Origin of the sequence: Tateyamaria omphalii (genome assembly GCF_014651375.1) — a bacterium.
GTDB classification, from domain to species: domain Bacteria; phylum Pseudomonadota; class Alphaproteobacteria; order Rhodobacterales; family Rhodobacteraceae; genus Tateyamaria; species Tateyamaria omphalii.
Map to the genome: position 1 here is coordinate 63,712 of NZ_BMWT01000007.1, position 24,444 is coordinate 88,155.

Sequence of the window (24,444 nt, forward strand, 5' to 3'; positions counted from 1 at the left end):
GTCAGAGGCTTTCAAGAAAACGAATTAAGGCGGCGCGGTCAGGGGGTGGCATGTTTATCACCGACTGTTTGTGTGGCTCGGCCTCGCCGCCGTGCCACAGGATGGCTTCCAACAGGTTGCGGGCACGCCCATCGTGCAAGAAGAACGTGTGGCCGGAGACCGTTTCGGTCATGCCAATGCCCCAAAGCGGCGGCGTGCGCCATTCTTGGCCATTTGCGCGCGCTTCGGGCCGATTGTCGGCCAAGCCGGGACCCATGTCATGCAGAAGCAGGTCGGTATAGGGCCAGATCAGTTGAAAGCTTTGTTCGGGCTGACCGTCGAGCCTGTGGGTGACGTGTTTCGGCGTATGGCAGGAGATGCATCCTGTTTCATAGAACATTTGCTTGCCGCGTAGCACCTGCGGGTCGTCGATGTTGCGGCGGGCAGGGACGCCAAGGTTCGAGGAATAGAATGACACCAATTCAAGGCCGACATCCCCAATCTCGGCATCATCATGTGCGGCGGTGTTGCCGTTGGGCGCTGTACGGCATTTGGTCTGCGATTCCGTACAGTCGCCATAGCCCGCGGGGTGCAATGTGGTTGAAATGCCGATGTCGCCGGAAAATGCGCCTGCCGATTGTTCCCAGACAGAAGGCTTGCCCGCCTTGAGGCCGAAGCGTCCCAGCATTGGCACACCGTATGCGGTGGACATGACGATTTGGGCTTTGCCCGAGATGCCGTCGCCATCCGCGTCATCCGGATCGGCCAATGCGAGAATGTCCGCTGCGGGGATCGCGTCGAGCAGGCCCAACCCGATCATCTGTGGCGCCACGCGCGCGCTGAGCATGGCATCCGGATGCAACGGCCCGTAGCCAAGGTTGGTGAGGTCATAGGTGGGGTGTCGGAGGGACGCGGTTTCGCCGCCCGAGAGCGCGATGACTTCTTCGGTGTAAATGATCTGCAGCTTAGCTTCTGCAACGATCCCCGCGACGGAGAAATCTTGAATCTGTCCGCCGTAGTTCGGGTCGGGTTGGGTGGCGATGTAATCGGCGATGTCCTTGGGTGAGGCACCGCCGGGGATGGATACACGCATCAGCATGGATGTTGCGTTGTCGTCTGGCCCGGCAGGTGGATGACCTCGTCCGTCTTTCAGGTGACAACGTTGGCAGGAACGCGCGTTGAAGAGTGGCCCCAGCCCGTCGGAGGCAAGCGTGGACGAAGGCGACGACACCCACAGCTTTTTGAACAGGCCGTTGCCGACTTTGAAATCCAGTTCCTTTTCAAAGCTGATGTTGCCCGATGGCTGACTGAACGCGTTGCGTGTGTCACTGACACGCACGGTTGCCGCCCCGGCAGGATTGTTTTCGAATTGTTCGGCTTCTGTGAAGTCGGTTGTGGGCTGCGTGACGGCAGCGATACGCTCGGCCTCGGCAGCCGTTCTTGGAATCACAGGCAGGTGCAAGTCCGTGAGTTCGGCCGCTGAAGCGGCGGAAAAAGTCAAAAGTCCGACAAGTACAGTCGGGAATGTGCTTGTGATCTTGCTCATAGCTTATAAATATACTCAGGAATTCATAATGGCGAGGCGATTCATGCCCCGCATCCTTGGAGAGACCTGCGACATGGTGCCCTTGCGATTGGATATGGTGACTGAGCCGCGGCCCGTTCGGCCCGTGTCAGCCGAGGCATTTGCCTTTATCAATCATTTGCGTTTCATGTCGATGTCGTGCCGATCCAAGCCGCGCACCGACTTGTTCGAAGCCTGCGCCTTGTTGCATGTGACCCGCACCGCTTCGCGAGACGCCCATGCCGAAGCATTGATGCGCTGTTTGAGCCAAGCCGTTGGAAAGCCCGCGCGATTGCATGCGCCGGGAACCCACGAGATGTCTTTTGATGAGACGTGGCTGATACAGCTTGGCCAAGCTACAGTGCGTCGGGACGAGGCCAGCGTCGGCTTTCTACTGAGGTCGCGCGTGCTGCCGGAACACCGCCGTTTGATCCGGTTTCTGGTGGGTCGCATTTCAGAGTTTTTTTCTCTGGCTTAGAATAATTCTAAAAATACCTTGCCTATCTGATCTGGTTGCCTAATTACTATTGGGCAAGCCAGCCAGCACCGTGCAAGCCAGCATCATAATCGAAGAGGATTGTAGGGATGACCCAAACAGCTGTTGCGCTGTCCACTGACGCACGCGCCGCGATTGCCGAAGCATTGAACCAGTCGGTTGCGGAAACTGCCGTGACGACGATGTTGGCGCAAAATTTCCACTGGAATGTGAAAGGCATGGCCTTTGGCCCACTGCACGACCTGTTTCAGAAGATTTACGAAGATCATTTTGTTGCACAGGACGATCTGGCCGAACGCATTCGTGCGATAGATGCCCATGCCGAGGGCACGTTGGCCGGTATGATCGCACGGTCCAAGGTCAAAGAGCATGAAGGCCACGCGACCGACAAAGAGATGATCAAAATCATGCAGGAAGCTCAGGAAACTCTGGCTGCTACTCTGGCGGGCTGTGGTGAACTGGCGGCTGAGCATGGCGATACCCTGACCGAGGATCTGTGTATCGCGCGGGGTCAAGAGCATGAGAAATTCGCCTGGTTCCTGCGGTCGCATTTGGCCTAAGCCACTTGCGATCTGCATAAGGGCAAAGGACGCCACCCAGATTCCCAGCCACCGTATCGGCAGCGAGTTATCAAGGCAGCGACCCAAGCGGAGGTCAAGCCACGTTCGTGACAGCGGCGGTTGGCTTGACCTTTCTTTTTTGGCGGCGTGTGTAACCCCGCTTCAGTTCAGCGGCACGACCGAATTGAATGGCGGGGCGAGCCTTACGGCATCGACGCACACGGCCTTATCTTCGAAAGCATTGTCGATCCGGCACGCTCCGATCACCATTTGATAGCTATCCACCTGTGTTTCCGTGGCAGAGCAAGGGGCGTTCGGGGTTTCGAACATGGCGGATGCCACCGCGCCCGGCGCGACGTTCATGAAGGACGCCCCCTTGGAGCGTCCAACCTGCGTATCTCCGACATAGTTGAGGAAAAAGGCATTGATTTCGGTGAGCGTCGTCTCGGTCTGGTTCGTCAATTCGACGGTGATCGTACAGTAGTAGTCGCGCTTGCCGATATCGGTCAGAGCAAGCTGGTAGTCGGCCAATGCGGGGCTGGCAAAAAGGGCGCTCATAACAATCAATTGACGGAGCATGGTTTGTCCTACCCGTTGAGGGATCAGGCCACATCCCGGATGGCGGCGACCGGCTTGACCTTTTTCTTGAGACATTTGCGCAAATATTCAGGTGCCCAATGGCGGTACTTGCCCAGGCGGGACTGTTGACCGATCAGCATCTCGACAAAGGCTTTGCGGTGCTTGTCCTTTTTCAATTGCTTGAACATCGATTTCTGAGTTTTGGTCATGGAACAGCCGATACAATGCCCTTCGCGTTTGAACTTGCACACGTCGATGCAGGGGCTTGGGGTCTTTGCCATCGGAAACCTCGCTGTTGCAGTGCTGAGCTGGGTATTCAGGTCTTGAATTGCAACGCGCGCACTGGAAACACGGAAACATCCAGTGCGCGCAATGGCCATCCGGGGATGGCGTTGTGCGCGGCGGGATTTAGGGAACGCCGCTGCCGCCCACGGGGAGCCGTTACTGGAATACGGCGTCAGGGTTGTCGAGGCTGTCGGACCCTTCGAACTCGATGGCGTCTACGCCAAGTGCGACCACGGCCCGTTCGATAGACCGGGTCTGATCCACCAGCGCGTCGACAGCACCCATGATCAGGGCCTCGCCCGCATCGTTGCCACGTTCAAGCATCATGTCATAGGCGAAACCGGCTTCGGCGGCCGTTTTCATTTCCGACATCTCCAGCATGGTTGCATCCAGCTTGGCGCGCAGTTCGGTATCGACGCGTGCATCGGTGGCCGCGACCAGCGATGACAAGCTTTCGCCGGAAACGATGGTGCCATCAATGGATGTATAGCTGCCCAGATAGACGTTGCGGATGCCCAGTGCGTCGTAGAAGTGGCTGTTGTGTGTGTTGTCCGAGAAGCAATCATGCTCTTCTTCGGGATCGTTCAACAGCACGCCAAGGCGCATCCTTTCACCGGCCTGTTCGCCATAGGACAGAGAGCCCATGCCGGTCAGGATGGTGCTGATGCCCGCGTTTTCGTCTGCGGTCAGTTGGGTGCGAGCGTCCCCGCCGTCCTGCCATTGCGCCACCATCCATTCCAGGTCGGACACCAGCAGCTCCGTTGCTGCGGTCAGATAGTCGGCGCGGCGGTCGCAGTTCCCGCCTGTGCATGCGTCGCCCGCGGCGTAGTCTGTCCAGGGGCGGTTGCCTGCACCTGCATCGTGGCCATTCAGATCTTGACCCCAAAGCAGAAATTCGATGGCGTGGTAGCCGGTGGCCACATTTGATTCCACACCATCGGCTTCGTGCAACGCCTCTTCGAGCAGTTCCGGTGTGATGTCCGAGGCATCAACCGTCTCGCCCGACAATGTGAAGGTCGGGTTCGCCACGACATTCAGCACGGCATATTCATTTTCGTCCGTGGCCCCGCCATAGGAGGCGTCGACATAGTCGATCAGCCCTTCATCGAGCGGCCAAGCGTTTACCTTGCCTTCCCAATCATCGACGATCGCATTGCCGAAGCGATAGACCTCTGTCTGCTGGTAGGGCACGCGTGCGGCCAGCCACGCTTGCTTGGCATCTTCCAGCGCTTCAGCCGAGGGGGTTGCCGTGAGTGTATTGACGGCGGCGAGCAAGGATTGCGCTGTTGTCAGGCTGTCGCTGTATTTTGCAAGCGCAATGTCTGCATAATTGTCGAGAACAGCAGCTTTGTCCGCGATGGCGGGGGCGGCTGCCAATAGCACTGTCCCGAGTGCCGTTGTTATTGTTAGTTTCATAGGTGGCTTCCCTTAAGATTCTTCTTGGTGCGTTAATGCAGACGCACTTCGTTGGGCGCGTTTGCGGGTGAAAACGGTTTGTGGATGTGCCGTATCGCTGTGCCGACTTCTCCAGCCATAAGGGCAATATGTTCGGCGTGTGCCGGCCCTGAAAGCAGTGTGGCAATGAGCGCTGCGTCGTTCAGGTGCCCATCAGAGGCTGTGCGGACGAGGTGCAAAAAGACGCATTCATCTGATCCAACACAATTGCACCCAACTTCGTGTCGGACGAGGGGTCTGGATGCTGTGCGGATGATTTTGCTCAGCAGGCTTTCAAAGGTCTGCCACGCGCGATCGGCTTCGGCTTCCTGAAACGCGTTGTAGTAGTCTTGGCGTGCTTGGGATTTCCCGGCAGGCCCTTCGCACCATAGTCGCAAATTCAGAACGAGATTGGCTTCCCACTCGTCCATACGATTGAGGGCTGCAACGGCTGCACCCCCGCGGGCGTTGTATGGGTTGGTCATTTTGTGAGGATCAGCTTGCCGGCGCGCGTGATGCGCAAGTAGTAGATTTGGCCGTCCAGCACGATGGATGCTTGTACACCGTCCCTGATCAGATCACGCGCATCGTAGGTGTCGATTTTCTGAGGTTCTGGTGTGGTGGTTGTGTTCGGGACTTGTGTCATCGCATTCATGTCGCCTGCTCCAGATGATCAAGCATGCATTCAAGGCACTGATCTAAGTCGTAGAGCCCAAGGAAGGCCCCCATGAGCAGTTCTTGGCGGCATGGCTTGTCACAGCACCTGCGGGCCTCTTCGCGTTTGCTTTTGTGTCGTCTCACCATGTCTCACCTCCTGTTGGGTCAGCGGTGTCCGGGCTGCCCAAAACTGGGTGGCTGAGACTCATTGCAGATATGTTGATTGTTTTTGTCGGATACGTCAATCCTGACAATTACTGTAAGAAAAGAAAAAGGCGCGGTGAACAGCCGCGCCTCTCCATTTTTTCGCCTGTGAGCGGAATTACTCCCAACCCACCTCGTTAAAGATTTTCTGAGCTGTTGGCACATTCTTGGCCACTTCGGTCAGATCCACGTTATCCGGGCGGAACAGGCCGAGGGCCGCAACCGACGGGCTGAGACCTACGCCCGGAACGGCGGGGTATTCGTCATTGCCAGCCGAGAAGTATTGCTGTGCCTGATCGCTGGCCAGATACTCCATGAACGCAATTGCGTTTTCCTTGTTCGGTGCGTTTGCTGCAACGCCGCCACCGGACAGGTTCATGTGCGCGCCTTCAGTGTTCTGAGCGGGAAAGACCCAGCCGATGTTGGCGCGGGCATCGGCGGGCAGGCCGTCGACGTCTTTGCGGATGGCGCGGGCAAAGTAGTAGGTGTTCGAGATCGAGATGTCGCACTCACCAGACACCAGGCCGCGCAACTGGTCGGTATCACCGCCCTGGGGTGAACGGGCAAAGTTATCGACCACACCCTGCGCCCAGCCTTTGGCAGCTTCTTCGCCGTGGTTCTGGATCACGGCAGACAGCAGTGTTTGGGAGTAAACGTTCGAAGAGGAGCGGTGACACACTTGGCCTTTATAGGCAGGGTCGGCTAGGTCTACGTAGGTCGCGGGCGGGTTGGCGACATCGTTCTTGTCGTAGAAAATGATCCGCGCGCGCTGGCTGAAGCCGAACCACTGATTGTCGCCGTCCTGTAGGTTGGCGGGAATGCGCGCCTCGAGCGTTTCGCTGTCGATCGACTGCAAGACGCCAGCGTCTTTGGCACGTTCAAGGCGCGACGTGTCGACGGTCAGCAGAATATCTGCGGGCGAGTTAGCACCTTCGGCTTTCATTCGCTCGATCAGCTCGTCGGCTTTGCCTTCGATGCGGTTGATGGTGATGCCCGTCGCTTCGGTGAAGTCCGAATACAGGCGTTCATCGGTGTCGTAATGGCGCGACGAATACAGGTTCAATTCACCTTCGGCCGCAGCGCTGGTGGCGGTAATGGCCGCAGCAGCAAGGGTGACGAAATAGGCTCTAGCAGTCATGGAAATACTCCCTGTTCCCACAGATCTTAATCTTACAGAAACAGTCAATTACAGCAGCCCCGGCGGAAAGCAAGACTTTCCGAGTGAAATTGTCGGGATTGGAGTGCAGAATCCCGAGTTTTTCAATCAGCATTGCTGTCGACACCCTTAATGCGGGAAACTGGAGGCGTCCGAGATATGGCGTCACGATTCTCGGGTGCCAGTGGTGGCCGTGCCTGCCGCAGACCGGTCCCAATACTGCTGGAGCGCGTCAGAAGGTAATGTTGACTTTCACCGCCTGTGTGCGGTCACCCGCCAATTCGAAAGCCTGCACGGCGGAATCCACATGCATTGCGTGTGTGATGAGCGGTTTAACGTCCAAGCGTCCCGTGCGCATCATGTCGACAGCGGTGAAGAATTCGGCGTGAAAGCGGAAGGATCCTTTGAGCTGCAATTCTTTGGCTGTCATTGCCTGCATAGGCAATGTCATGTCACCGCCCAGACCCAGTTGCATGATAGTTGCACCGGGTCGCAGGGCGGGGACCGCCGAAGCCAGTGCAGAGGTCACGCCAGAGCATTCGAAAAGTACGTCGAAATGGCCCTTGTCCGCTTCGAATTCGCTGAGCCCTTCGGGCATGTTTACAACGTTGATCGTGTGATCGGCGCCCACCTCGTCGGCTTTGGCCAGTGTAAAATCCGAGATGTCGGTTGCGGCGATCTCGACCGACCCAGCAGCCCGCGCGACCAGAACAGCCAGCAGGCCGATGGGGCCGCATCCGGTGACCAATACCCGTTTGCCCATCAGGTCGCCAGCCTGCTTCGCTGCGTGCAGAACAACCGAGAGGGGTTCGGCCATCGCTGCTTCACCCGCACTCAGGTCACCTGCGGGGGCGCATTGGGCGGCGTCGGCCACGATGTATTCGCGGAACGCCCCCTGGATGTGTGGGAAGGGCATGGCGGAGCCGTAGAACCGCATGTTCAGGCAGTGGTTCTGGCGGCCTTCGACACAGTATTTGCACGTGCCGCAGGGGCGGGAAGGGGAGACGGCGACCAGCGCGCCGGTGTCGAGGCCCATGACGTTGTCGCCTACGGCTTCGACATGTCCGGCAACCTCGTGACCCAGGATCATCGGTTCGCGCAGTTGGATCGGGCCAAAGCCACCGTGGTTATAGTAGTGCAGGTCCGAGCCGCAGATGCCGCCCGCCGCCATCTTGACCAGCACCTGATCCGGGCCGGGCGTAGGCATGTCACGGGTTTCAACCCGCAGGTCCTTGGCCGCGTGGGCAACGATGACTTTCATAATCTGGCCTTTCACAGAACGGGGGTCAGCAGGGCGTCGCCTGCGAAATGGGCGGTCAGGTTATCACGCAAAAGTTGGCCCATCGCCTTGCGTGTTTCAATTGTACCCGAGGCGTGGTGCGGCTGCACCAGCACGTTTTCGAGATCAAGAAAGCGGGGATCGAGTGCCGGTTCCCTTTCAAACACGTCGAGGGCGGCGGACCCAAGTGCACCAGAGTGCAGGGCGTCAATCAGCGCGTCTTCATCAATGTTCGAGGCGCGGGAGATGTTGATGATCATGCCGTCGGGGCCAACCGCCTCGATGATGTCGCTGTTTATGATGTGCCTTGTTTCGGCCGAGGCAGCGAGAGTGATAAAGAGGAAATCGGCGTGTTGCGCCAGCGTCAACGGATTGTCGAGATAAGTCCAGTCAGGGGCGTAGTCCTTGGCCGCGATGTCGGAATAGGCGATGTCCATGCCAAAACCCGCGAGCCGTTTGCCCACCTCGAACCCGATGCGCCCCAGCCCGAGGATGCCGGCCTTGCGCCCAAAGACGCGGCGCTTGAGTGGGTAGAGCCCTTTGTCGGCCCAAGACCCGTCGCGCACCCAAGCCTCTGCCCCGATCATGCCGCGGGATTGGCACAGCATCATGGCGACGCCCAGGTCTGCGACGTCTTCGGTTAATACGTCGGGTGTGTTGGTCACGCGGATGTTGCGCGGTTTGCAGGCGTCGAGATCGACGGCATCATAGCCCACGCCGTAGACTGAAATCAGTTCCAGTGACGGGCAGGCAGTGATCATGTCGGCGTCTGCGCCCAGTTCGCCCCGTGTGGCGATGGCGCGCACTTGCGGTCCATGTTCGGCGAGGAAGGCGGTTGCGTCGGACGCTTCGAACAAGCGCTTTACGTCAAAGGCCGCGTCGAGCGGATTCTGATCCCATTCCGGGTAGGGGCCGACTTGAAGGACGATGGGTTTGGTCATGGCGATTCCTCGTTGACACGCGATGTTATCGGTATCATGTTATCGATAACAATTCGACGGGCGTCAATCCCGTCCTCAAAATTCGGAGTGTCGTATGTCTGACCTTTTCTCGCTTTCGGGCCGCCGTGCCCTGATCACTGGATCATCGCAAGGGATCGGCTTTGCGCTGGCCAAAGGGCTGGCGGACGCGGGAGCCGAGATCGTGTTGAACGGACGCGATACAGGCAAGCTGGCGACAGCGGCTGAAGCCTTGGGCGGCAAGGTGCATCAGTTGGCGTTCGATGCGACCGACCATGATGCGGTGCGCGTTGCCGTGGACGGGTTTGAAGCTGCTACAGGTGCAATCGACATCCTGATCAACAATGCAGGGATGCAGCACAGGACAGAGTTGGAGAACTTTCCCGCAGATGCGTTCGAACGGCTGTTGCAAACCAACATCGCCAGCGTCTTTCACGTGGGTCAAGCCGTGGCGCGGCACATGATTGGGCGCAAGGCGGGTAAGATCATCAATATTGCCTCCGTCCAGACAGCACTGGCCCGTCCGGGCATCGCGCCCTACACCGCAACCAAAGGTGCCGTTGCGAACCTGACAAAGGGGATGGCGACGGATTGGGCCAAGCATGGCTTGCAGTGCAATGCCATCGCGCCGGGGTACTTTGACACGCCTTTGAATGCGGCCCTCGTGGCGGACCCGGAATTCTCGGCGTGGCTGGAAAAGCGTACGCCTGCCGGCCGCTGGGGTCAGGTCGAGGAACTTGTGGGCGCAGCCGTTTTCCTGTCGTCGCCCGCGTCGAGTTTTGTCAACGGCCACACGCTGTTTGTGGACGGCGGGATCACGGCGTCACTCTGATGCGGTGCTATGTTTTGATGGGCGTGTCAGGCTGCGGGAAGTCGTCGGTAGGGACGGCTTTGCAGGTGCTGTGTGACATGGAGTTTGTCGACGGCGATGACCTGCATCCGCAGGAAAACATCGACAAGATGGCTCAGGGCGTGCCGTTGGATGATGACGACCGAGCGCCATGGTTGGCGGATGTGGGGCGGATGTTGGCCAAGCACGAGGGTGCCATTGCCATTGGTTGTTCGGCCCTTAAGAAAAAGTACCGCGACTGGATTCGCGAGCACGTCAACGAGCCGGTGCATTTCCTGCATCTCGACGCGCCGCGCGATGTATTGGCACAACGGGTCGCCCACCGGCCTGGGCATTTCATGCCCGCGTCCCTGCTCGACAGTCAATTCGCGACGCTGGAGCGGTTGGGTCGCGGTGAGTGGGGCGGAGAGATCGACATTGCGCGCCCCTTTGAACAGGTGGTCGCACAGTCCGAAGACTATGTGAGGGGGACGATGATATGAGTGAGAAGATTGCCTTGATCGGCGCGGGGGCCATGGGTGGCGCCATTGGCGAGCGGCTTTTGGCGACGGGGAATTCTCTGAACGTTTTTGACCTGGACAAGGCGCGGGTGGACGCGCTGGTCGAGAAGGGTGCGGTTGCAGCCGCCTCTGCTGCTGAGGCGTCGAAGGACGTGGACTTCGTGATCACGAGCCTGAATGCCTCGCGCATTGTGGGTCTTGCTGCCTTTGGCAAGGACGGGATTGCGGATGGAGCGAAGTCCGGAACTTTAATCATCGACATGTCGTCGATCGAACCGGATGCGACACGAAAATTTGCCAAGATGGCCGCAGAGCGTGATTTGGCCTGGGTGGACAGCCCTTTGTCCGGCGGCGCGCCCAAAGCATTGATTGGCGAACTGACATTGATGGCGGGGGGTGAGGCCAAAGATGTGGAACGCGCCCATGTGGCACTGAAGCATGTGGCGTCGAACTACACCCATATGGGGCCGTCCGGTGCCGGGCAGACCACGAAGCTGATCAACCAGGTGCTGTGTGGGTTGGGCTTTATGGCTGTGGCAGAGGCCACGCAATTGGCGCTGGATGCGGGTGTGGATGCCGAGAAGATTCCGCAAGCGTTGAAAGGTGGGCGGGCAGATTCGGCTTTGTTGCAGGAATATCTGCCCCGGTACGCGACCAAGGACTACCGCCGTACGGGCCGCATCGACAACATGGTCAAGGATTTGAACATGGTGAACGATTTGGCACGGCAGACCGGCACGTCAATGCCAATGACCGCCCTCTGCGCTGAAATTCACCGGATGTTGACCGCCGCCGGGTTGGGTGGGGAAGATCAAGCCGCCCTGATGGAGTTTTTCCAAGGCGCGAAGGAGGAGATTGAGACATGATCACGCGATTTGCCCTGTTCGAAGGGTCGGTAAAACCTGGCCAGACCGACGCCTTTCGCGCCGTCGTGCTAGAACGGTTGGTGCCGCTGTGGACTCAGTTTCCGGGCAACACCGATGTCCGCGTGATGTTCAGTGATGACCGGGATGAAGGCGCGCCGGAATTTCCGTTGATCCTTGCCATCACCTACCCGGATGAAGCGGCGATGGAGAGTGCTTTGGACAGCCCTTTTCGCGCCCAATCGCGGGATGTGACGGGCGAGATCGTGGCGGAGCACTTCGACGGGCGCATTCACCACCACGTCACGCAGCTCAACGCGTTCAAGGCGTGAGTCATGGGTGCGCGTGTCACCATGCGGGATGTGGCGCAGGCTGTGGGTATGTCGCCCATGACCGTCAGTCGTGCGCTGCGTGACGACCGCACCGTCAACGCAAAGACCCGCGCCAAGGTGCGGCAAGTCGCAGATGATCTTGGCTATGTCTATGACAGCACTGCACAGGCCTTTCGCACACAGAAAAGCGGGTTTGTCGCTGTCACGCTTCCGTCCGTGAACAACGCGAATTTTGCCGAGACTTTCCGCGCGCTTACAAACGGGTTGGGCGACTTGGGCTTGCAACTGCTCCTGGGCAGTACAAACTATCGCGTTGAGCGCGAAGAGGAACTGGTGCGTCAATTGTTGACGCGGAACCCCGAAGCTCTGGTGCTGACCGGCGGCCACCACACAGATGAGACACGCAAACTGATACAGGGACGGGATTTACCTGTAATCGAAATGTGGGATTTGCCCGTCGACCCTCTGGGGCACGTTGTTGGCTTTTCCAACGGGGACGCAATGGACCATGTAGTAGAGCATCTGGCCCAAACAGGACGGCGCAAGCTGGCCTTTGTTGGTGCGTCTGAGGGGGCTGATATGAGGGGAGCCGTTCGCCGTTCGGGTGCCATTGAGGCGGCGCGCGCCCGCGGGTTGCCCGAAGTAGCGGTGATTGATGCGGGTCCGGCACCAGTTTCAATGCGTCATGGAGCGGCTGCGATCGAAGCCCTTGGGCGCGATGTGGCGCAATATGATGCGCTGGTTTGTGTGTCGGATCCGGTGGCCTTCGGGTGTCTCAGTGCTGCGCAACGACTGGGACTGCGTGTGCCTGACGATTTGGCCATCACAGGCTTTGGCCACTTTGAGGTGGCCAAAATATCAAATCCTCGGATTACGACTGTAGACGTCCACGCCGAGGACATTGGTCGGCAGGTTGTGTCCTTGCTGTCCGGAATTTTTGATAATGAGGTGGACGGCCCGATCAGAACTGATGTGGGTTCCGCCTTGGTGTTGGGTGAGACGAGCTGAACCAACTGGGGCAATTGGCTGTCACTTGTCGGATCGCTCAATTTCTGAGCCTTGGTTTGGTTAAATTGATTGGCGGCGTCTCCAGTCGCTCACGGACCGTCGCGTGCGACAGGCCAGTTGCCCTCGCTCGCAGGAAAGTAATTTCTAACGAAGTGCGTTCATCAAAGCGGTGACCAGCGCGTTCGGTTCCCCTTCCATCCGAGGAAGGAGAACCGTTCTCACGACCCCATTCAATGCCCTGTCGGCCATCGCGGCAGCTGGATCTTCATGGTCAATCGCAACCTCAATGGCTTCCACCGTGGTCAAGACTGCGCCCGGGACATGCGCAACGCCCTGAAGCAGCGCGCTGATGCCTAAATGTTCCACTTGATTGCTGTTGGAGGGTGGTCCCACGAAGGCAGGATTAAAACCCTCGACACCCCAGACCTGGCTCGCCGTCAGACCCTCGCCTGTCGCATATTGATGAATATGCGGGACGCTGAAATGGCCCACATAGCCGTGGCTCCAAAGTGGTCGGTGCGTCAAAGGATTGTGCCTGTTTGTGCCCGACAGCAGCGCCTGCCAGATCAATAGAGTGGCCTGCCCGGCAGTTTGAGCATGACGCTCTCGTTCCGCACGCGCGCTCTCGGGCAGTGTTTCGACGTAAGTGCGTGCAAGCGGCAGGAGTGCCAAAGCACCGTCCAAAGCATTTGGCCGGTGTTTCAGGAAAGCTGCATAGGCATCAGACAGAAGTCCAATGTGCGTAGCTCCTGCATCAGATGCCAGTGCTTCAGTTAGTGTATAGACACTCCAACCTGCCTCACGCAAAGCTGGCGTGCTGACGTCCCAAAGCGTCGGCGGCAGGGGTTGCCCGCGTTCAGAGCTTTTGAAGGACAGCTTCTCAATTGCATCCGCATACGCAGTCAACGTCGCCTCGGTTACCTCGCCCGCGGCAAGTCGGGCCAAGTGATCGTCGACGCCCAGGTCACTCAATTGACCGGTTGGATGCAGGCCAACCGCAAGAAGTCGCTCCTCCAGGTCTGATGCTCTCAGAGCGGCTGGTGCGACAGAGGCATCCTCAACAGCACCCTTGGGGACTTGGATCGACAATAGAGAACGAGACACAAACCACGTCGCACCCACTGCGATTACGACCGCAATAGAAATCCAAAACCTTCCTGACCGCTTCATCCGATGTGCGCCACGGAGCAGAATCCAATGTTCCGGCAACAGCCTGTGCTATCAATGGGTCTTGGTTTCCTGAAAAATGGCACGAAAGTCATCCTAGTCTTGTGCCAGATAGTCTTCGAAGCCCTCCAATGTCCCGTTGATAATTGTGCAATTGCCGGCTGAACGAGTTGTCGGCGCGTCCCAATAGATGTTCCAGAACACGGTGATGCTTTGGTCGTCAAATACGCCTGGAAACACAGAAATCGCAGCGTTTGGCAGATCTGCGTATTCGGGGACTTCCCATAGATAATCGTGACACAACCGCAGAGCTTCTGTTGTTTTGCGGTCAAACGCATGCGCCGGGACAGTCAAAAATGAAACGGCCAATAAAGTGCAGATACACCTTTTCATTCGAATTCTCCTTTTCAATGAAACTAGAGCATTTCTATCTTGTGGACGGGGAATGTTCACTGCGCGACTTTGTGAAAACTGCCATCCGGCATAAGGTACGGCAAACGAAGATCGGCAACACAAGACGTATCAACGGCTGACTGGGGCATTTCAAGAAAAGCCTCTCCTATGTCGCGCGCGCATTGACTGAACAGCAACGCACCATGTCCGGCTTCCGGAAAAACGATGGCATGACTATTGGGAAGCGTCTGGGCGACAAGGGGGCCCCAGGTCGAAGAGGTCTGTGTGTCGATTTCTCCAGAGAACACTAGCACGGGTAGGTCAGATGTCACAGGCTCCAACCAGTTGGGGCGCGGGTGCTGCTCAAACAGCTTGCAATCCGCATACAAAGTATTCGGCGGATCCGTCATTTCAGCGATCATCCCGGAGCCCACATCCTCTAGGCCACGCGTTGTTGCCAGAAACCCTTCAAGAGAGTTGAAGCCATCTTCAAAGTCTTCCTGACAGGCGTAAAGCATTAGCTCGAAATTGCCTTCCGCGAGCGCTTGCAGCGTTGCGTTGTCGATCGCGATCAGATCGAACACCCGCTCTACGTCGTCGGTTGCCATAAGTGCTGCCAGCGAAGACAGGCGAGAGGCCGTAAGGCTGTCAAAATGTGTGCGCACCAGATCAATCAATGCACCTGCGCCAGGCGGTTCAAAACGCAGGTTCAAATAGTCTTGCGCAAATGCAGTACGCGCGGCCCGTTCCGGGAGTCCGGCTGCGGCTTGTTCAAGCTGGTCATCAAAAAATTCCCCAAGCGATGCAGGGGCTGCATCCACGTCCAAATTGGCTTCCAACTGGATTAACGCTTGAGATGCGGACTCTGCGCCGAGTTGCATTTGGTTCAGTGCATTCCTGACCACTTGTGCCAGGGCCTGTTCGTCAGGTGTAAGCCCGGATGCGGCAGCTAGGGCTGCTTCCGCTGATGCCTGGGGCGGAACCAATCCTTGCAGGACTTGGCGCATCAGGGTCACATCGCCTTCTTCAAGTTGGCTCACCAACGCCGGTGCATAGGTTGTGAAACCGCGTGTCGTGGGATCCGCCCAGTCATTGCGTCTCGAAAATGTGCTGAAGAGTGCGGAACCATTGATCTCAATCCCGTCAACTTCGACAGGCTCATCCAACAACTGCTCAAGCAGGTTCCAGTAGCGCTGGGTGATGTTTGGGTACGCTTCGGAACATACAGGGTCGGCCTCACACGGCGCAAAAGTATTCACGATAGCCTGATGGTGCGGCACATAGAGTGTGTCGTATAGGGGCACCTGTGGTGGAGCAACACTGTCCAGAACCACGGATCGCACCCCGTCAGGAATTGTTCGCATCACCTCAAGCGCCAGCTTCGTGCCGTAGGACACGCCGTAGATATTGTATTCCGGATATCCCAATGCACTCATGACAGCGCGTACATCGCGGGCGTTCTGCGTGGTGTTGAACTGGGATAGATCGAAGCCGCGTCCTTCCAATTCACCAATGCATTTGGAAACCAGCGTTTCCTCAAGGTCAGGAAAATCTTCTCCAGCAAGCTGATCGACCACTTCAGTAACGTTTTCAGCCAGCGTTTCAAAGCAATCCATGTCTGGGCCACTCGCATCGACGCCCCGTTGATCAAACGCAATAACGTCTCGTCGACCGCGAAGGTGATCAAAAAAGCTGCTTACCTCGGCCACATACTGAACCGTGCCGCCACCGGGACCGCCATGCAGATAAACGACGGGATCGTCTACTGGCGCGAGGGAATGCGCACGGTACAAGATGAAGCTGAGCTCAAGCATTCGTTCATTGGGGTTATCGTGATTTTCCGGCACGGCTATGGTGCCGCAGATTACAGTCTGGCCATCAAGCTCGCGCGGCACGACTGGTCGTGTGCATGGGGTGATTTCTACAGGATAGCGCGGGTCCGCTCCCCCCCCGCAGTGAGGACAGGATACTCCGGCTCTGGTGCGTCTCCGCCGAGCATTGCCAGAAAGATTGCAAGGAGTTGGTCGCGGGTCATCGAAATACCCTAACTTGTTGAACTGTCGCTCACACTATTCCTAGATACGGTTCAAGGAATGTCGCGAGTTTTGGCAATACCCAAACAGCAGCCCAAAACGACGCCCTTTTAAACGCATTGAGGTTTGAGGAGCCAAGAAATTGGTGGTCAGAACACATTCTCTGGTCTCAAAAGTCAAATAATCGTGCCGCAGGCCTACCGGTGCAAGCTTTCAACTCTTGCAGAATCGCAACAAAACCGCACAAATTGTTGAGAATTGGCGGTTCGATTAAGCGCAGCATTCTTTTGCACATCGTAAGCGTGTATGGAAACGTTATAAGGCAACAACAGTGTAATCACTGATGTCTCCCGAAACTTTCTCATTTTTGTACAACCTCGGGTCGACTTTGCCTGACGGGACAACAACCTACTCGACTCCAGGCCCGGCCTCAACTTTCACGCTTACGGACGACCTTGATGGGTCAAACGACGATGCGACCGCAGTTGGCGGTCTTTTGTCGTTAACGATAGGAGGGACAACGGACCCCGTTGTTTTTGTGGGATTTTCGTCGAACAATGAGCCAGTCGTTTTTGATGGAAATTTGTCACTCTATTTTCTGTTGTCGGACGATGACACCTTGACGGGCAACATTGGGTTCACAGACTCCGGCACATACACATACTGCTTTGCTGGCGGCACACTGATCTCGACAGCAAATGGCGAAGTTGCTGTCGAGCGTCTTTCAATAGGTGATCATGTCGTGACGTCCAAAGGCACGACCGTTCCTGTCAAGTGGGTAGGGCGGCAGACCATGAAAAAGATGTTTTCTGGCCAATCTATGCAGCCGATTTGCATTAAGTCAGGCGCGTTGGGAGATGGGCTTCCTCACAGCGATCTTACTGTCACTCCTGACCACGCAATCATCATCGACGACTATGCTATCAACGCGTCAGCCTTGGTGAATGGTGTTTCAATCGACTGGGTGCCAATGGCGGACTTGGACGACATCTTTTGCGTCTATCATGTGGAAACAGAAGATCACGATGTGATCCTGGCTAATGGTGCTTGTGCCGAAACGTTCATAGACGCGGCTGATCGGAAAAACTTCGACAACTACGACGAATACATCGAGCTGTACGGAGTAGAGCGGGTTGTTCCCGAGATGAACATGCGCAGGATCTGTTCATCACGGCTTGTTCCCCAAACCATCAAGGCGCGCTTGCTTCCCTACCGTCTCGAAAACGAACAGCTTGCGGGCTGAACTAACTTCTTTGTCAAGCTACGCCAACTGACATGCTCCTCTGGCATTGCCAGTGGAGTGTGGGCTTGCACCGTTGTTTCGCGCTGGCTGATTTCTGATATATAGCGGTATTTGGACATTGGGTTTGAGATGACCCTGAGTTGGCATTGGAACCTGCGTTTCTTCGCGCCATCATATATGCCGCCCTAAGCGCAGTGGTTTTTGGTTCAGCACTCGGATGCAATAGGCTTGGAAGTCGCCAATGACAGAGAATGATTCAATTCACGCGTTTTGAAAGTGGCGTGAGAGGGTCCGAAATGCAGTATTGGCAGGTGAATTTATTCACCCGAGCGCGGACAACATCGCCTCTACGGCCGTTTTGGTGTTTGCAGATCCCTGAAGGTCAGCAGTACGCGTATCCTCATTGGCAAGAGTTGCAGCCATAGCATTGACTAACGCCTCTGCGGCGTCACCCTCACCAAGATGATCCAGCATCATGGCGCCGGCCCAAACCGCTGCAGCGGGGTTTGCGATGCCTTGTCCGGCAATGTCCGGTGCGGATCCGTGGACGGGTTCAAACATCGAAGGACCTGTACGGGCAGGGTTCAGGTTTGCCGACGGCGCAATCCCGATGGACCCCGCAACGGCAGGTCCGAGATCTGACAGGATGTCACCGAACAGGTTGGATGCAACGACCACGTCAAACCGATCCGGATTCAGCACGAAATGCGCCGTAAGAATGTCGATGTGATACACCGATGTATCGATGCCCGGATGCCGCTCCTGCGCGGCCTCAAAGCGCTCATCCCAGAACGGCATCGTATGGACTATGCCGTTTGACTTGGTGGCCGAGGTCACATGCTTGCGACGCTCCTTGGCGATATCAAAAGCTACGTCCATGATCCGGTCCGTGCCGTGGCGTGTGAACATCGCAACCTGGTTTGCCGCCTCGTGCGGTGTGCCTTCGTACAGCCGCCCGCCGATTTTTGAGTATTCCCCTTCGACGTTTTCGCGCACCACGACGAAGTCAATGTCTTCGGGCGTACGACCAGCCAAGGGGCACTTTACACCCTCAAACAGTTTGACTGGGCGCACATTCGCATAAAGGTCAAGCTCACGACGTAGCGGGATCAGGAGCCCCCAAAGCGACTCATGATCCGGTACGGTAGGCCATCCCACTGCGCCCAGATAGATCCCGTCGAACTCGCGAACCGTACTAATCCCATCATCGGGCATCATCTGCCCGGTTTTTTCGAACCGGTTGCAGGACCAGTCAAATTCGGTCCAGTCCAAGACGAAATCGAACCGGCGGGCGACCGCTTCAAGCACTTCCTGCCCGGCTGCGATCACTTCGTGTCCGATCCCATCGCCGGGAATGGTTGCAATGCGGTGTCGTCGTTGGCTCACTGTCATGATCCTTCCAGAAAAAATGATTTGAGTTCGGCACGCACCAGTTCGGGGCATTCTTCGGCCAGATAGTGCCCGCCCGGCAGCGCGCGCCCGCGCACATCGGTCGCGCGGCGGCGCCAGAGGGCGAGGCAATCAAAGCAGCGTTCAATCACCCCGTGCGCACCCCAAAGCGCCAATAGAGGCATATCTAACTTGCGGCCGGCGTCGGCATCATCGTGGTCCAGATCAATCCCAGCCGCGGCGCGGTAATCTTCGCACATTGCATGGACCGTTGCTGGATTTCGAATTGCGGCCAGGTAGGCTTGCCATGCTTCATCTGAGAAGGGCGCCATCCCGGCGGCACCATGGCCACACTTGTAGGTCAGAAACGCCTCGGCATCCGCGTTGATCATGTTTTCTGGCAAGGGCGCAGGCAGCGTCAGCCAGAACCAGTGCCAATAGGCGCGGGCAAAAGCCTCTGTCGTGTTTCGGTACATCTCGCGCGTAGGGGCAATGTCCAGAACCGCCAGCTTGCGCACCCGGGCGCCGTGGTCAACAGCCATCCGATGCGAAACGCGACCGCCACGATCGTGACCACAAAGAAAGAACGTATCATGTCCCAGGTCTTGCATCACCTGCACCATGTCAGACGCCATTTCGCGCTTGGAGTACGGCATGTGGTCGGTATCCGTGAGGGGCTTTGAGGATGCGCCGTAGCCGCGCAGATCTGCCGCAACGATTGTAAAATCCTGTGCCAGCACCGGCGCCACCTTGTGCCACATAACGTGGGTCTGCGGATAACCGTGTAACAACAAGAGGGGTGGGCCGCTTCCGCCGGTCACGCCAGCAATTTCGGCCCCCTCCGTTTTGACCCGAAAGGCTGAGAAGTCTTCAAACATATCCCAATGAGCCGTGCGTATGGGTCAATTGTCCAGACGTTTTTATTGAGAATGATTCGTTATCAATGAGCCATTTTTCGACAGACATGTTAGGAAACTGTCGACAGCGGCGAGTGTCTCTCCCCGGCGCCAAGCGACATGAACGTCGACCATCGGCCCACCACCCTTGAGCGGGCGGTAAACAACGTCAGGGCGCTGAAACTGGCTCACCCAATGCGGCACAAGGGACACGCCGAGTCCCGCAGCGACCATGGCAATAATCATATGCCGTTCGTTTGCTTCTTGCAGGATCCGTGGCGTCAGCCCGGCCTGAACAAAGTGGTTATGGATCACGTCAAAGAGGATGGGGCGGTGCGACCGCGTGGGAATGACAAGCGGCTCTGCCGCGACAGTGTCGAGAGTCACTTCGGTATCTGTCGCCGCCGGATGGTCGGCAGGCAAAGCGACCATAATAGGTTCGCTGAACACGAACCGGTGGGCCAAGAATTCTTCCTTTGGCGGTACCCGCACAAAGGCGATATCCAACGATCTATTGGAAAGTCCGTGAAGGGCAGGGGCCGACAACAGTTCGAATATCTTGACTTCAACCGTGCTGTGCGCGCGCCGAAAGGCACGGATCACTTGCGGCAGGATGCCCGCCGTTGCCGAATCCACGCCACCGATTTTCAATAGATCACCACCGCCCCCACCGATGGCGCGCGCCGCCGCTTCGGCCGCTTCCGCCTGCGCGATTGTTGCCTTTGCTTCTGGCAGGAAAACCTCACCCGCGCGGGTCAGGCTGACGGTGCGGGTCGTGCGTTCAAACAGTTTTACACCTAAGCGGCTTTCCAGCGTCCTTACTTGGGCCGACAGCGCCGGTTGCGCCATGTGCAACCGTTCCGACGCTCGCCCGAAGTGAAGCTCCTCGGCGACGGCAAGGAAAATCCTGAGCTGCTTGAGTTCCATTTGTGCAGGGCCTTGGGTGTGGTGAGTGGAATTATTTATAATTGATTTCATCTTAATAGGAATGACAATTCTGCCTTACGCTCCCGCGTCAGGGTCGATGGAAAATCGACGGACAAGGGAGGAACTTTATGAAACGCAATCTCAGAACGATCGTTGTTACCGTTGCGCTCGCCCTAGGCGCGAGCGTGCTAAATGCCGAGGATTACCCGGCCAAAGCAATCGATTACATCATTCCTTACAACCCCGGCGGCGAATCCGATGTTACCGCGCGGTTTCAGGAAAAGTTCTGGAGCGATGTAACAGGACAAGACGTCGTTATCTCGTACAAGCCGGGCGCGGGCGGCGCGACGGCTTGGTCGCAACTGGGTGGCTTTGATGCCGATGGGTACACGATCATGAACGTGAACTTCCCGCATGCCATTCTGCAGCCGTCGATTAAAGATGTCGGCTACCAAACCGAGGACGTGACTCCGGTATATGTGTTCCACTATACACCAGACGCCATTGTTGTGCGCGCAGACAGCCCCCATCAGACGTTGCAGGATGTGATCGACTTTGCAAAGGACAACCCTGGCGCCCTTACTTTCGGCGGCTCGGGCACGAATTCGGCCAACCATCTGGCCGCTGTCCGTTTCGGGCAGATGGCGGATGTCAAAGTCACCTATGTGCCTTTTGGTGGTTCTGCGCCCGCGATGGCGGCGGTTTTGGGAGGCCAGATCGGCGCAGGCATGACCTACACAACCCAAGGCGTGAAGGCTGGCGATCAGGTGCGTGTTCTGGCGATTGCCACCGAAGAGCGGCTCGATATTTTCCCGGATGTGCCCACGTTCAAGGAGCTGGGCTTTGACTATGTTGCCGGGGCTTATCGTGGCGTCACTGTTCCCGCAGGCACACCGGATGACGTGCGCGAGAAGCTTTCGGATGTAATTGCAAGCATCAATGATATCCCCGCGTTCCAGGCACAAATGCAGGAAAACGGTTACGTGCTGGTTGATGTGCCAAATGCCGAAATGGTCGACTGGATCGCGGCACGAAAAGCCGACTATGCACCAGGCATTGAAACGCTCAAGGGCAATTGAGCCGCATCTGACGGAGTAACGCGCCATGCTGGATGCTCTTCTTGCGGCTCTGTCGCTTGAGAACCTCACGCTTGCATTTCTTGGGGTGTTGGTGGGCACCATCATTGGCGCGTTGCCGGGACTGTCGGCGACCATGGCAGTCGCCGTTCTGGTGCCATTCACCTTTACGATGGACCCAAGCTCGGGTCTGATCGTACTGGGCGCGATTTACACTGGCGCAATTTACGGCGGCGCATACTCGGCCATCCTGGTTAACACGCCGGGCACGCCGGCCGCCATTGCGACAGCAATGGACGGGTTTCCCATGGCCAAAAGGGGGGACGGGGACCTGGCTGTGACCATCTCGTGCTTGGGCTCTGTCGCTGGGGGGACCATTGGCGCCTTGGCGCTCTTGTTTTTGGCGCCACCCCTGTCGCAAATCGCGTTATCCTTTGGTCCTATCGAATATTTCTGGCTCGCAATTTTCGGGCTATCCCTGATAGCCACTCTGTCACGCGGGGCAACTCTGCTTGGGCTGATTGGTGGCGCCATTGGCCTGCTTTTGTCTTGTGTTGGCTCCGCCGTCGTAGGTGGGGATGTGCGATACACTTTTGGCCAGACTGCGCTTTTGGGCGGTATTCCGGTTATTCCTGCCCTGATCGGCTTCTATTGTGTTCCGGTTCTGATCGAAATGGTGATCCGCCCCGAAGCGCATCTTGAACAACGCGCAGAACGGATGCGGGGGTTCAGGCTGATCGAGGCCCTTGGCTTGATGTGGCGATCAAAGGTCAACGTGATCCGCTCGGCGGTGGTTGGAACCGCGGTGGGCATCATCCCGGCGGCTGGCGGGTCGGTCGCCGGTCTGGTCGCCTATTCCGAGGCGCGCCGTACATCGAAAACGCCCGAGGAGTTCGGCAAGGGTGCACATGACGGCGTGATTGCGTCCGAGGCGTCCAACTCCGCTACGGTTGGCGGCGGGTTCATCCCGACCCTTGTGCTGGGCATTCCCGGCACACCACCCGATGCTATTATCCTTGGCGCCCTTCTGGTGCAGGGTATCCGCACAGGGCCGCAACTGTTCACGCAACAGGCAGATATCGTGTTCACCTTCACCTTTGGCCTTCTGATCGCGACCCTGCTGATGCTGCCCACGGGGCTCATCATCGGCCGTTATGCCTATCGGCTGATCGTGTCGATCCCAAAGACGGCGCTGGCTCCCGCGATCGCCTTTCTTACGATTGTCGGGTCCTTCGCGATCGAGGCCAACACCTTTCACGTGGTGATCATGGTCACATTAGGCATCATTGGTTGGTTGCTGGCGCGGGTGGGGCTTGAAGCGTCGCCCATAGTTCTTGGTCTGATCCTTGGGCCAATTGCCGAGGCCGGTTTTGTGCAGGGCTGGCTAATCGGTGGAGCACAGGAGGACCGGTTTGGCATGTTCTTCGGCCAGCCGATCTCGTTGGGGATCATGGCCATGACGATGCTGACCTTGATGTCGTCAGGGTTGTTCAAGCGCAAGGCGCAAAAGGAACAGCCGTCATGAGCCGGATGACGGCGCAGTGGCGGCTTATCCTCGTGGCCATGCTCGGCATCGGGCTGGGCACGCTGGCCATTCTGCAGACGTCCCATATGTCAGAGCTCGGCCGTGTTTTTCCCATGACGGCAAGCTTGATTGCCATTGCGGCAGGTTTGGGAGTGCTTTTGCAGGCACTGCTCCGATCCAGTTCCGGAGTTCCCGCCACCGAGCACGTCGATTACCTGCGGGCTGCTTTACTTGGCGCAGTGCTTTTGATCTGGGCAGCGTCGCTTCAGCGGCTTGGTTTTGAGCTTACCTCGGGTATCGCGGTTGTTCTGATCGCTATGATTGCCCGGCGCGACCCAATGTCCGTTTCCTCCATTGTACTTCATGCGTTTGCAGGGGTTTTGCTGGTCCTTGGATTTGCATTCTTACTGAGCGAGGTTCTGAATGTGCGTCTGCCATGAGGCGGACGGGTATGGTCATTCCCTGGTTGCTACGCAGGCGCACTCAGTGATCAAGCGGATCATGGCGTTCTTGTGGTGGTCTGAACGCGGTTTCAGCCTGTCCGTTCCGCAAGGTTTCGTGCCGGGGATCATGCGTTTAAACTGTGCCACTGGTTTCACAGTTCAGCCGTGAAACTGATCTTGTAATATTAATTATGTGAAAAATGTCTTTCTAAAACTGTGTTTGTGCTTCGATGGCGGCCAGTGCTGCTTGTGCCACTTCTTTGTCCTGTTCGGGCGTGCCTGATCCCACGCCAATCCCACCAACGCAGGCTCCATCGATGTAGATTGGCAAACCGCCACCAAGTCTTGTGACGGAATTGTCAGTGGCAGCCGCAATGTATAGGCCAACCTCTTCCGGAATTGAATCGCTGGCTGCACGTATGGACGCAGCCGTGCGAGCCTTCGCCTCAGCACTTTTGAGGCTGAGGAACTTTGCTCCGGACATCCTGATCTGACCCAAAGCGACCCCGCTTGCATCCACAATCACGATGCATTGAGGTTGGCCTGTTTCTTCCGCCCGCGAAACGGCAGCTTGCAACATCGTCATGACGGCACTGTGTGTCAGCACCAGTGAGTTTTCGACATGCATGGCTTCCATCCTTTGATCG

27 protein-coding genes are annotated in these 24,444 nt (G+C 57.4%); 11 read left to right on the top strand and 16 right to left on the bottom strand.

Annotated elements, in window-relative coordinates; all coding sequences use genetic code 11:
* Position 1: 1 nt before the first annotated feature.
* A complete protein-coding gene (locus IE087_RS19995; protein WP_189371164.1) occupies positions 2-1,525 on the bottom strand; it encodes a di-heme oxidoreductase family protein in 1,524 nt (507 codons plus the stop codon).
* Positions 1,526-1,553: 28 nt separating this feature from the next.
* On the opposite strand from IE087_RS19995, the gene IE087_RS20000 reads away from it, so the two are divergent.
* Together IE087_RS20000 and IE087_RS20005 are read left to right on the top strand one after the other, a co-directional pair.
* On the top strand, positions 1,554-2,021 hold the full coding sequence (locus IE087_RS20000; protein WP_229801488.1) for a hypothetical protein: 468 nt from the start codon (positions 1,554-1,556) through the stop codon (positions 2,019-2,021).
* Between the two features lie 107 nt (positions 2,022-2,128).
* Positions 2,129-2,599, top strand: coding sequence for a Dps family protein (locus tag IE087_RS20005; protein ID WP_189371165.1), 471 nt, complete (start codon positions 2,129-2,131; stop codon positions 2,597-2,599).
* Positions 2,600-2,761: 162 nt separating this feature from the next.
* Here IE087_RS20005 and IE087_RS20010 read toward each other — a convergent pair whose 3' ends face one another.
* From IE087_RS20010 to IE087_RS20045, 8 genes are all read right to left on the bottom strand, one after another.
* On the bottom strand, positions 2,762-3,178 hold the full coding sequence (locus IE087_RS20010; RefSeq protein WP_189371166.1) for a hypothetical protein: 417 nt from the start codon (positions 3,176-3,178) through the stop codon (positions 2,762-2,764).
* Between the two features lie 23 nt (positions 3,179-3,201).
* Complete coding sequence (locus IE087_RS20015) at positions 3,202-3,459, bottom strand: DUF1289 domain-containing protein (RefSeq protein ID WP_189371167.1); 258 nt, start codon at positions 3,457-3,459, stop codon at positions 3,202-3,204.
* 160 nt (positions 3,460-3,619) lie between these two features.
* Entirely contained in the window at positions 3,620-4,879 is a 1,260-nt protein-coding gene (locus tag IE087_RS20020; protein ID WP_189371168.1) for an imelysin family protein, read from the bottom strand.
* Positions 4,880-4,911: 32 nt separating this feature from the next.
* Positions 4,912-5,382 (bottom strand): hypothetical protein, encoded by a 471-nt coding sequence (locus IE087_RS20025; protein ID WP_189371169.1) that lies wholly within the window; start codon positions 5,380-5,382, stop codon positions 4,912-4,914.
* Positions 5,379-5,552 carry a hemin uptake protein HemP gene (gene hemP / locus IE087_RS20030; protein ID WP_189371170.1) on the bottom strand — a complete coding sequence of 58 codons (174 nt, stop codon included), beginning with the start codon at positions 5,550-5,552 and terminating at the stop codon, positions 5,379-5,381. Before hemP ends, IE087_RS20025 begins: the two co-directional genes overlap by 4 nt.
* A 324-nt stretch (positions 5,553-5,876) precedes the next feature.
* Positions 5,877-6,896 carry a Fe(3+) ABC transporter substrate-binding protein gene (locus tag IE087_RS20035; RefSeq protein ID WP_189371171.1) on the bottom strand — a complete coding sequence of 340 codons (1,020 nt, stop codon included), beginning with the start codon at positions 6,894-6,896 and terminating at the stop codon, positions 5,877-5,879.
* A gap of 250 nt (positions 6,897-7,146) precedes the next feature.
* Positions 7,147-8,175, bottom strand: a complete 1,029-nt coding sequence (locus tag IE087_RS20040; protein WP_189371172.1) for an L-idonate 5-dehydrogenase — start codon at positions 8,173-8,175, stop codon at positions 7,147-7,149.
* 11 nt (positions 8,176-8,186) lie between these two features.
* Positions 8,187-9,134, bottom strand: a complete 948-nt coding sequence (locus IE087_RS20045) for a 2-hydroxyacid dehydrogenase (RefSeq protein WP_189371173.1) — start codon at positions 9,132-9,134, stop codon at positions 8,187-8,189.
* Positions 9,135-9,228: 94 nt separating this feature from the next.
* On the opposite strand from IE087_RS20045, the gene IE087_RS20050 reads away from it, so the two are divergent.
* Genes IE087_RS20050 through IE087_RS20070 form a run of 5 tightly spaced genes read left to right on the top strand, consistent with a single transcriptional unit; the run spans position 9,229 to position 12,705 of the window.
* Positions 9,229-9,984, top strand: coding sequence for an SDR family oxidoreductase (locus IE087_RS20050; protein ID WP_189371174.1), 756 nt, complete (start codon positions 9,229-9,231; stop codon positions 9,982-9,984).
* Positions 9,984-10,484: a gluconokinase gene (locus IE087_RS20055; protein WP_189371175.1), complete on the top strand. Its 501-nt coding sequence runs from the start codon at positions 9,984-9,986 to the stop codon at positions 10,482-10,484. The genes IE087_RS20050 and IE087_RS20055 overlap by 1 nt, the downstream gene beginning before the upstream one ends.
* Entirely contained in the window at positions 10,481-11,368 is an 888-nt protein-coding gene (locus IE087_RS20060) for an NAD(P)-dependent oxidoreductase (protein WP_189371176.1), read from the top strand. The genes IE087_RS20055 and IE087_RS20060 overlap by 4 nt, the downstream gene beginning before the upstream one ends.
* Entirely contained in the window at positions 11,365-11,697 is a 333-nt protein-coding gene (locus IE087_RS20065) for an NIPSNAP family protein (RefSeq protein WP_189371177.1), read from the top strand. The genes IE087_RS20060 and IE087_RS20065 overlap by 4 nt, the downstream gene beginning before the upstream one ends.
* Before the next feature lie 3 nt (positions 11,698-11,700).
* Complete coding sequence (locus IE087_RS20070) at positions 11,701-12,705, top strand: LacI family DNA-binding transcriptional regulator (RefSeq protein ID WP_189371178.1); 1,005 nt, start codon at positions 11,701-11,703, stop codon at positions 12,703-12,705.
* A gap of 144 nt (positions 12,706-12,849) precedes the next feature.
* On the opposite strand, the gene IE087_RS20075 is transcribed toward IE087_RS20070, so the two are convergent.
* The 3 genes from IE087_RS20075 to IE087_RS20085 all read right to left on the bottom strand — a co-directional run bounded on the left by IE087_RS20075 (position 12,850) and on the right by IE087_RS20085 (position 16,079).
* Positions 12,850-13,809 (bottom strand): hypothetical protein, encoded by a 960-nt coding sequence (locus tag IE087_RS20075; RefSeq protein ID WP_189371179.1) that lies wholly within the window; start codon positions 13,807-13,809, stop codon positions 12,850-12,852.
* Positions 13,810-13,968: 159 nt separating this feature from the next.
* Positions 13,969-14,265 carry a hypothetical protein gene (locus IE087_RS20080; protein ID WP_189371180.1) on the bottom strand — a complete coding sequence of 99 codons (297 nt, stop codon included), beginning with the start codon at positions 14,263-14,265 and terminating at the stop codon, positions 13,969-13,971.
* Between the two features lie 56 nt (positions 14,266-14,321).
* Positions 14,322-16,079 carry an alpha/beta hydrolase gene (locus IE087_RS20085; protein WP_189371181.1) on the bottom strand — a complete coding sequence of 586 codons (1,758 nt, stop codon included), beginning with the start codon at positions 16,077-16,079 and terminating at the stop codon, positions 14,322-14,324.
* A 562-nt stretch (positions 16,080-16,641) separates the two neighbouring features.
* Here IE087_RS20085 and IE087_RS20090 point away from each other — a divergent pair.
* Positions 16,642-17,541, top strand: a complete 900-nt coding sequence (locus IE087_RS20090) for a Hint domain-containing protein (RefSeq protein WP_229801489.1) — start codon at positions 16,642-16,644, stop codon at positions 17,539-17,541.
* A gap of 321 nt (positions 17,542-17,862) precedes the next feature.
* Here IE087_RS20090 and IE087_RS20095 read toward each other — a convergent pair whose 3' ends face one another.
* Genes IE087_RS20095 through IE087_RS20105 form a run of 3 tightly spaced genes read right to left on the bottom strand, consistent with a single transcriptional unit; the run spans position 17,863 to position 20,753 of the window.
* Positions 17,863-18,927 (bottom strand): tartrate dehydrogenase, encoded by a 1,065-nt coding sequence (locus IE087_RS20095; protein WP_229801490.1) that lies wholly within the window; start codon positions 18,925-18,927, stop codon positions 17,863-17,865.
* Positions 18,928-18,929: 2 nt separating this feature from the next.
* Positions 18,930-19,808 (bottom strand): alpha/beta fold hydrolase, encoded by an 879-nt coding sequence (locus IE087_RS20100; protein WP_189371184.1) that lies wholly within the window; start codon positions 19,806-19,808, stop codon positions 18,930-18,932.
* Positions 19,809-19,850: 42 nt separating this feature from the next.
* Entirely contained in the window at positions 19,851-20,753 is a 903-nt protein-coding gene (locus IE087_RS20105) for a LysR family transcriptional regulator (protein WP_189371185.1), read from the bottom strand.
* A gap of 128 nt (positions 20,754-20,881) precedes the next feature.
* On the opposite strand from IE087_RS20105, the gene IE087_RS20110 reads away from it, so the two are divergent.
* Genes IE087_RS20110 through IE087_RS20120 form a run of 3 tightly spaced genes read left to right on the top strand, consistent with a single transcriptional unit; the run spans position 20,882 to position 23,794 of the window.
* Positions 20,882-21,832 carry a tripartite tricarboxylate transporter substrate binding protein gene (locus IE087_RS20110; RefSeq protein WP_189371186.1) on the top strand — a complete coding sequence of 317 codons (951 nt, stop codon included), beginning with the start codon at positions 20,882-20,884 and terminating at the stop codon, positions 21,830-21,832.
* Positions 21,833-21,857: 25 nt separating this feature from the next.
* Complete coding sequence (locus tag IE087_RS20115; protein WP_189371187.1) at positions 21,858-23,354, top strand: tripartite tricarboxylate transporter permease; 1,497 nt, start codon at positions 21,858-21,860, stop codon at positions 23,352-23,354.
* Positions 23,351-23,794: a tripartite tricarboxylate transporter TctB family protein gene (locus IE087_RS20120; RefSeq protein ID WP_189371188.1), complete on the top strand. Its 444-nt coding sequence runs from the start codon at positions 23,351-23,353 to the stop codon at positions 23,792-23,794. The genes IE087_RS20115 and IE087_RS20120 overlap by 4 nt, the downstream gene beginning before the upstream one ends.
* Before the next feature lie 211 nt (positions 23,795-24,005).
* Here the strand turns inward: IE087_RS20120 and IE087_RS20125 are convergent, their stop codons facing one another.
* Positions 24,006-24,425, bottom strand: coding sequence for a GlcG/HbpS family heme-binding protein (locus IE087_RS20125; protein WP_189371189.1), 420 nt, complete (start codon positions 24,423-24,425; stop codon positions 24,006-24,008).
* Positions 24,426-24,444: the final 19 nt, after the last annotated feature.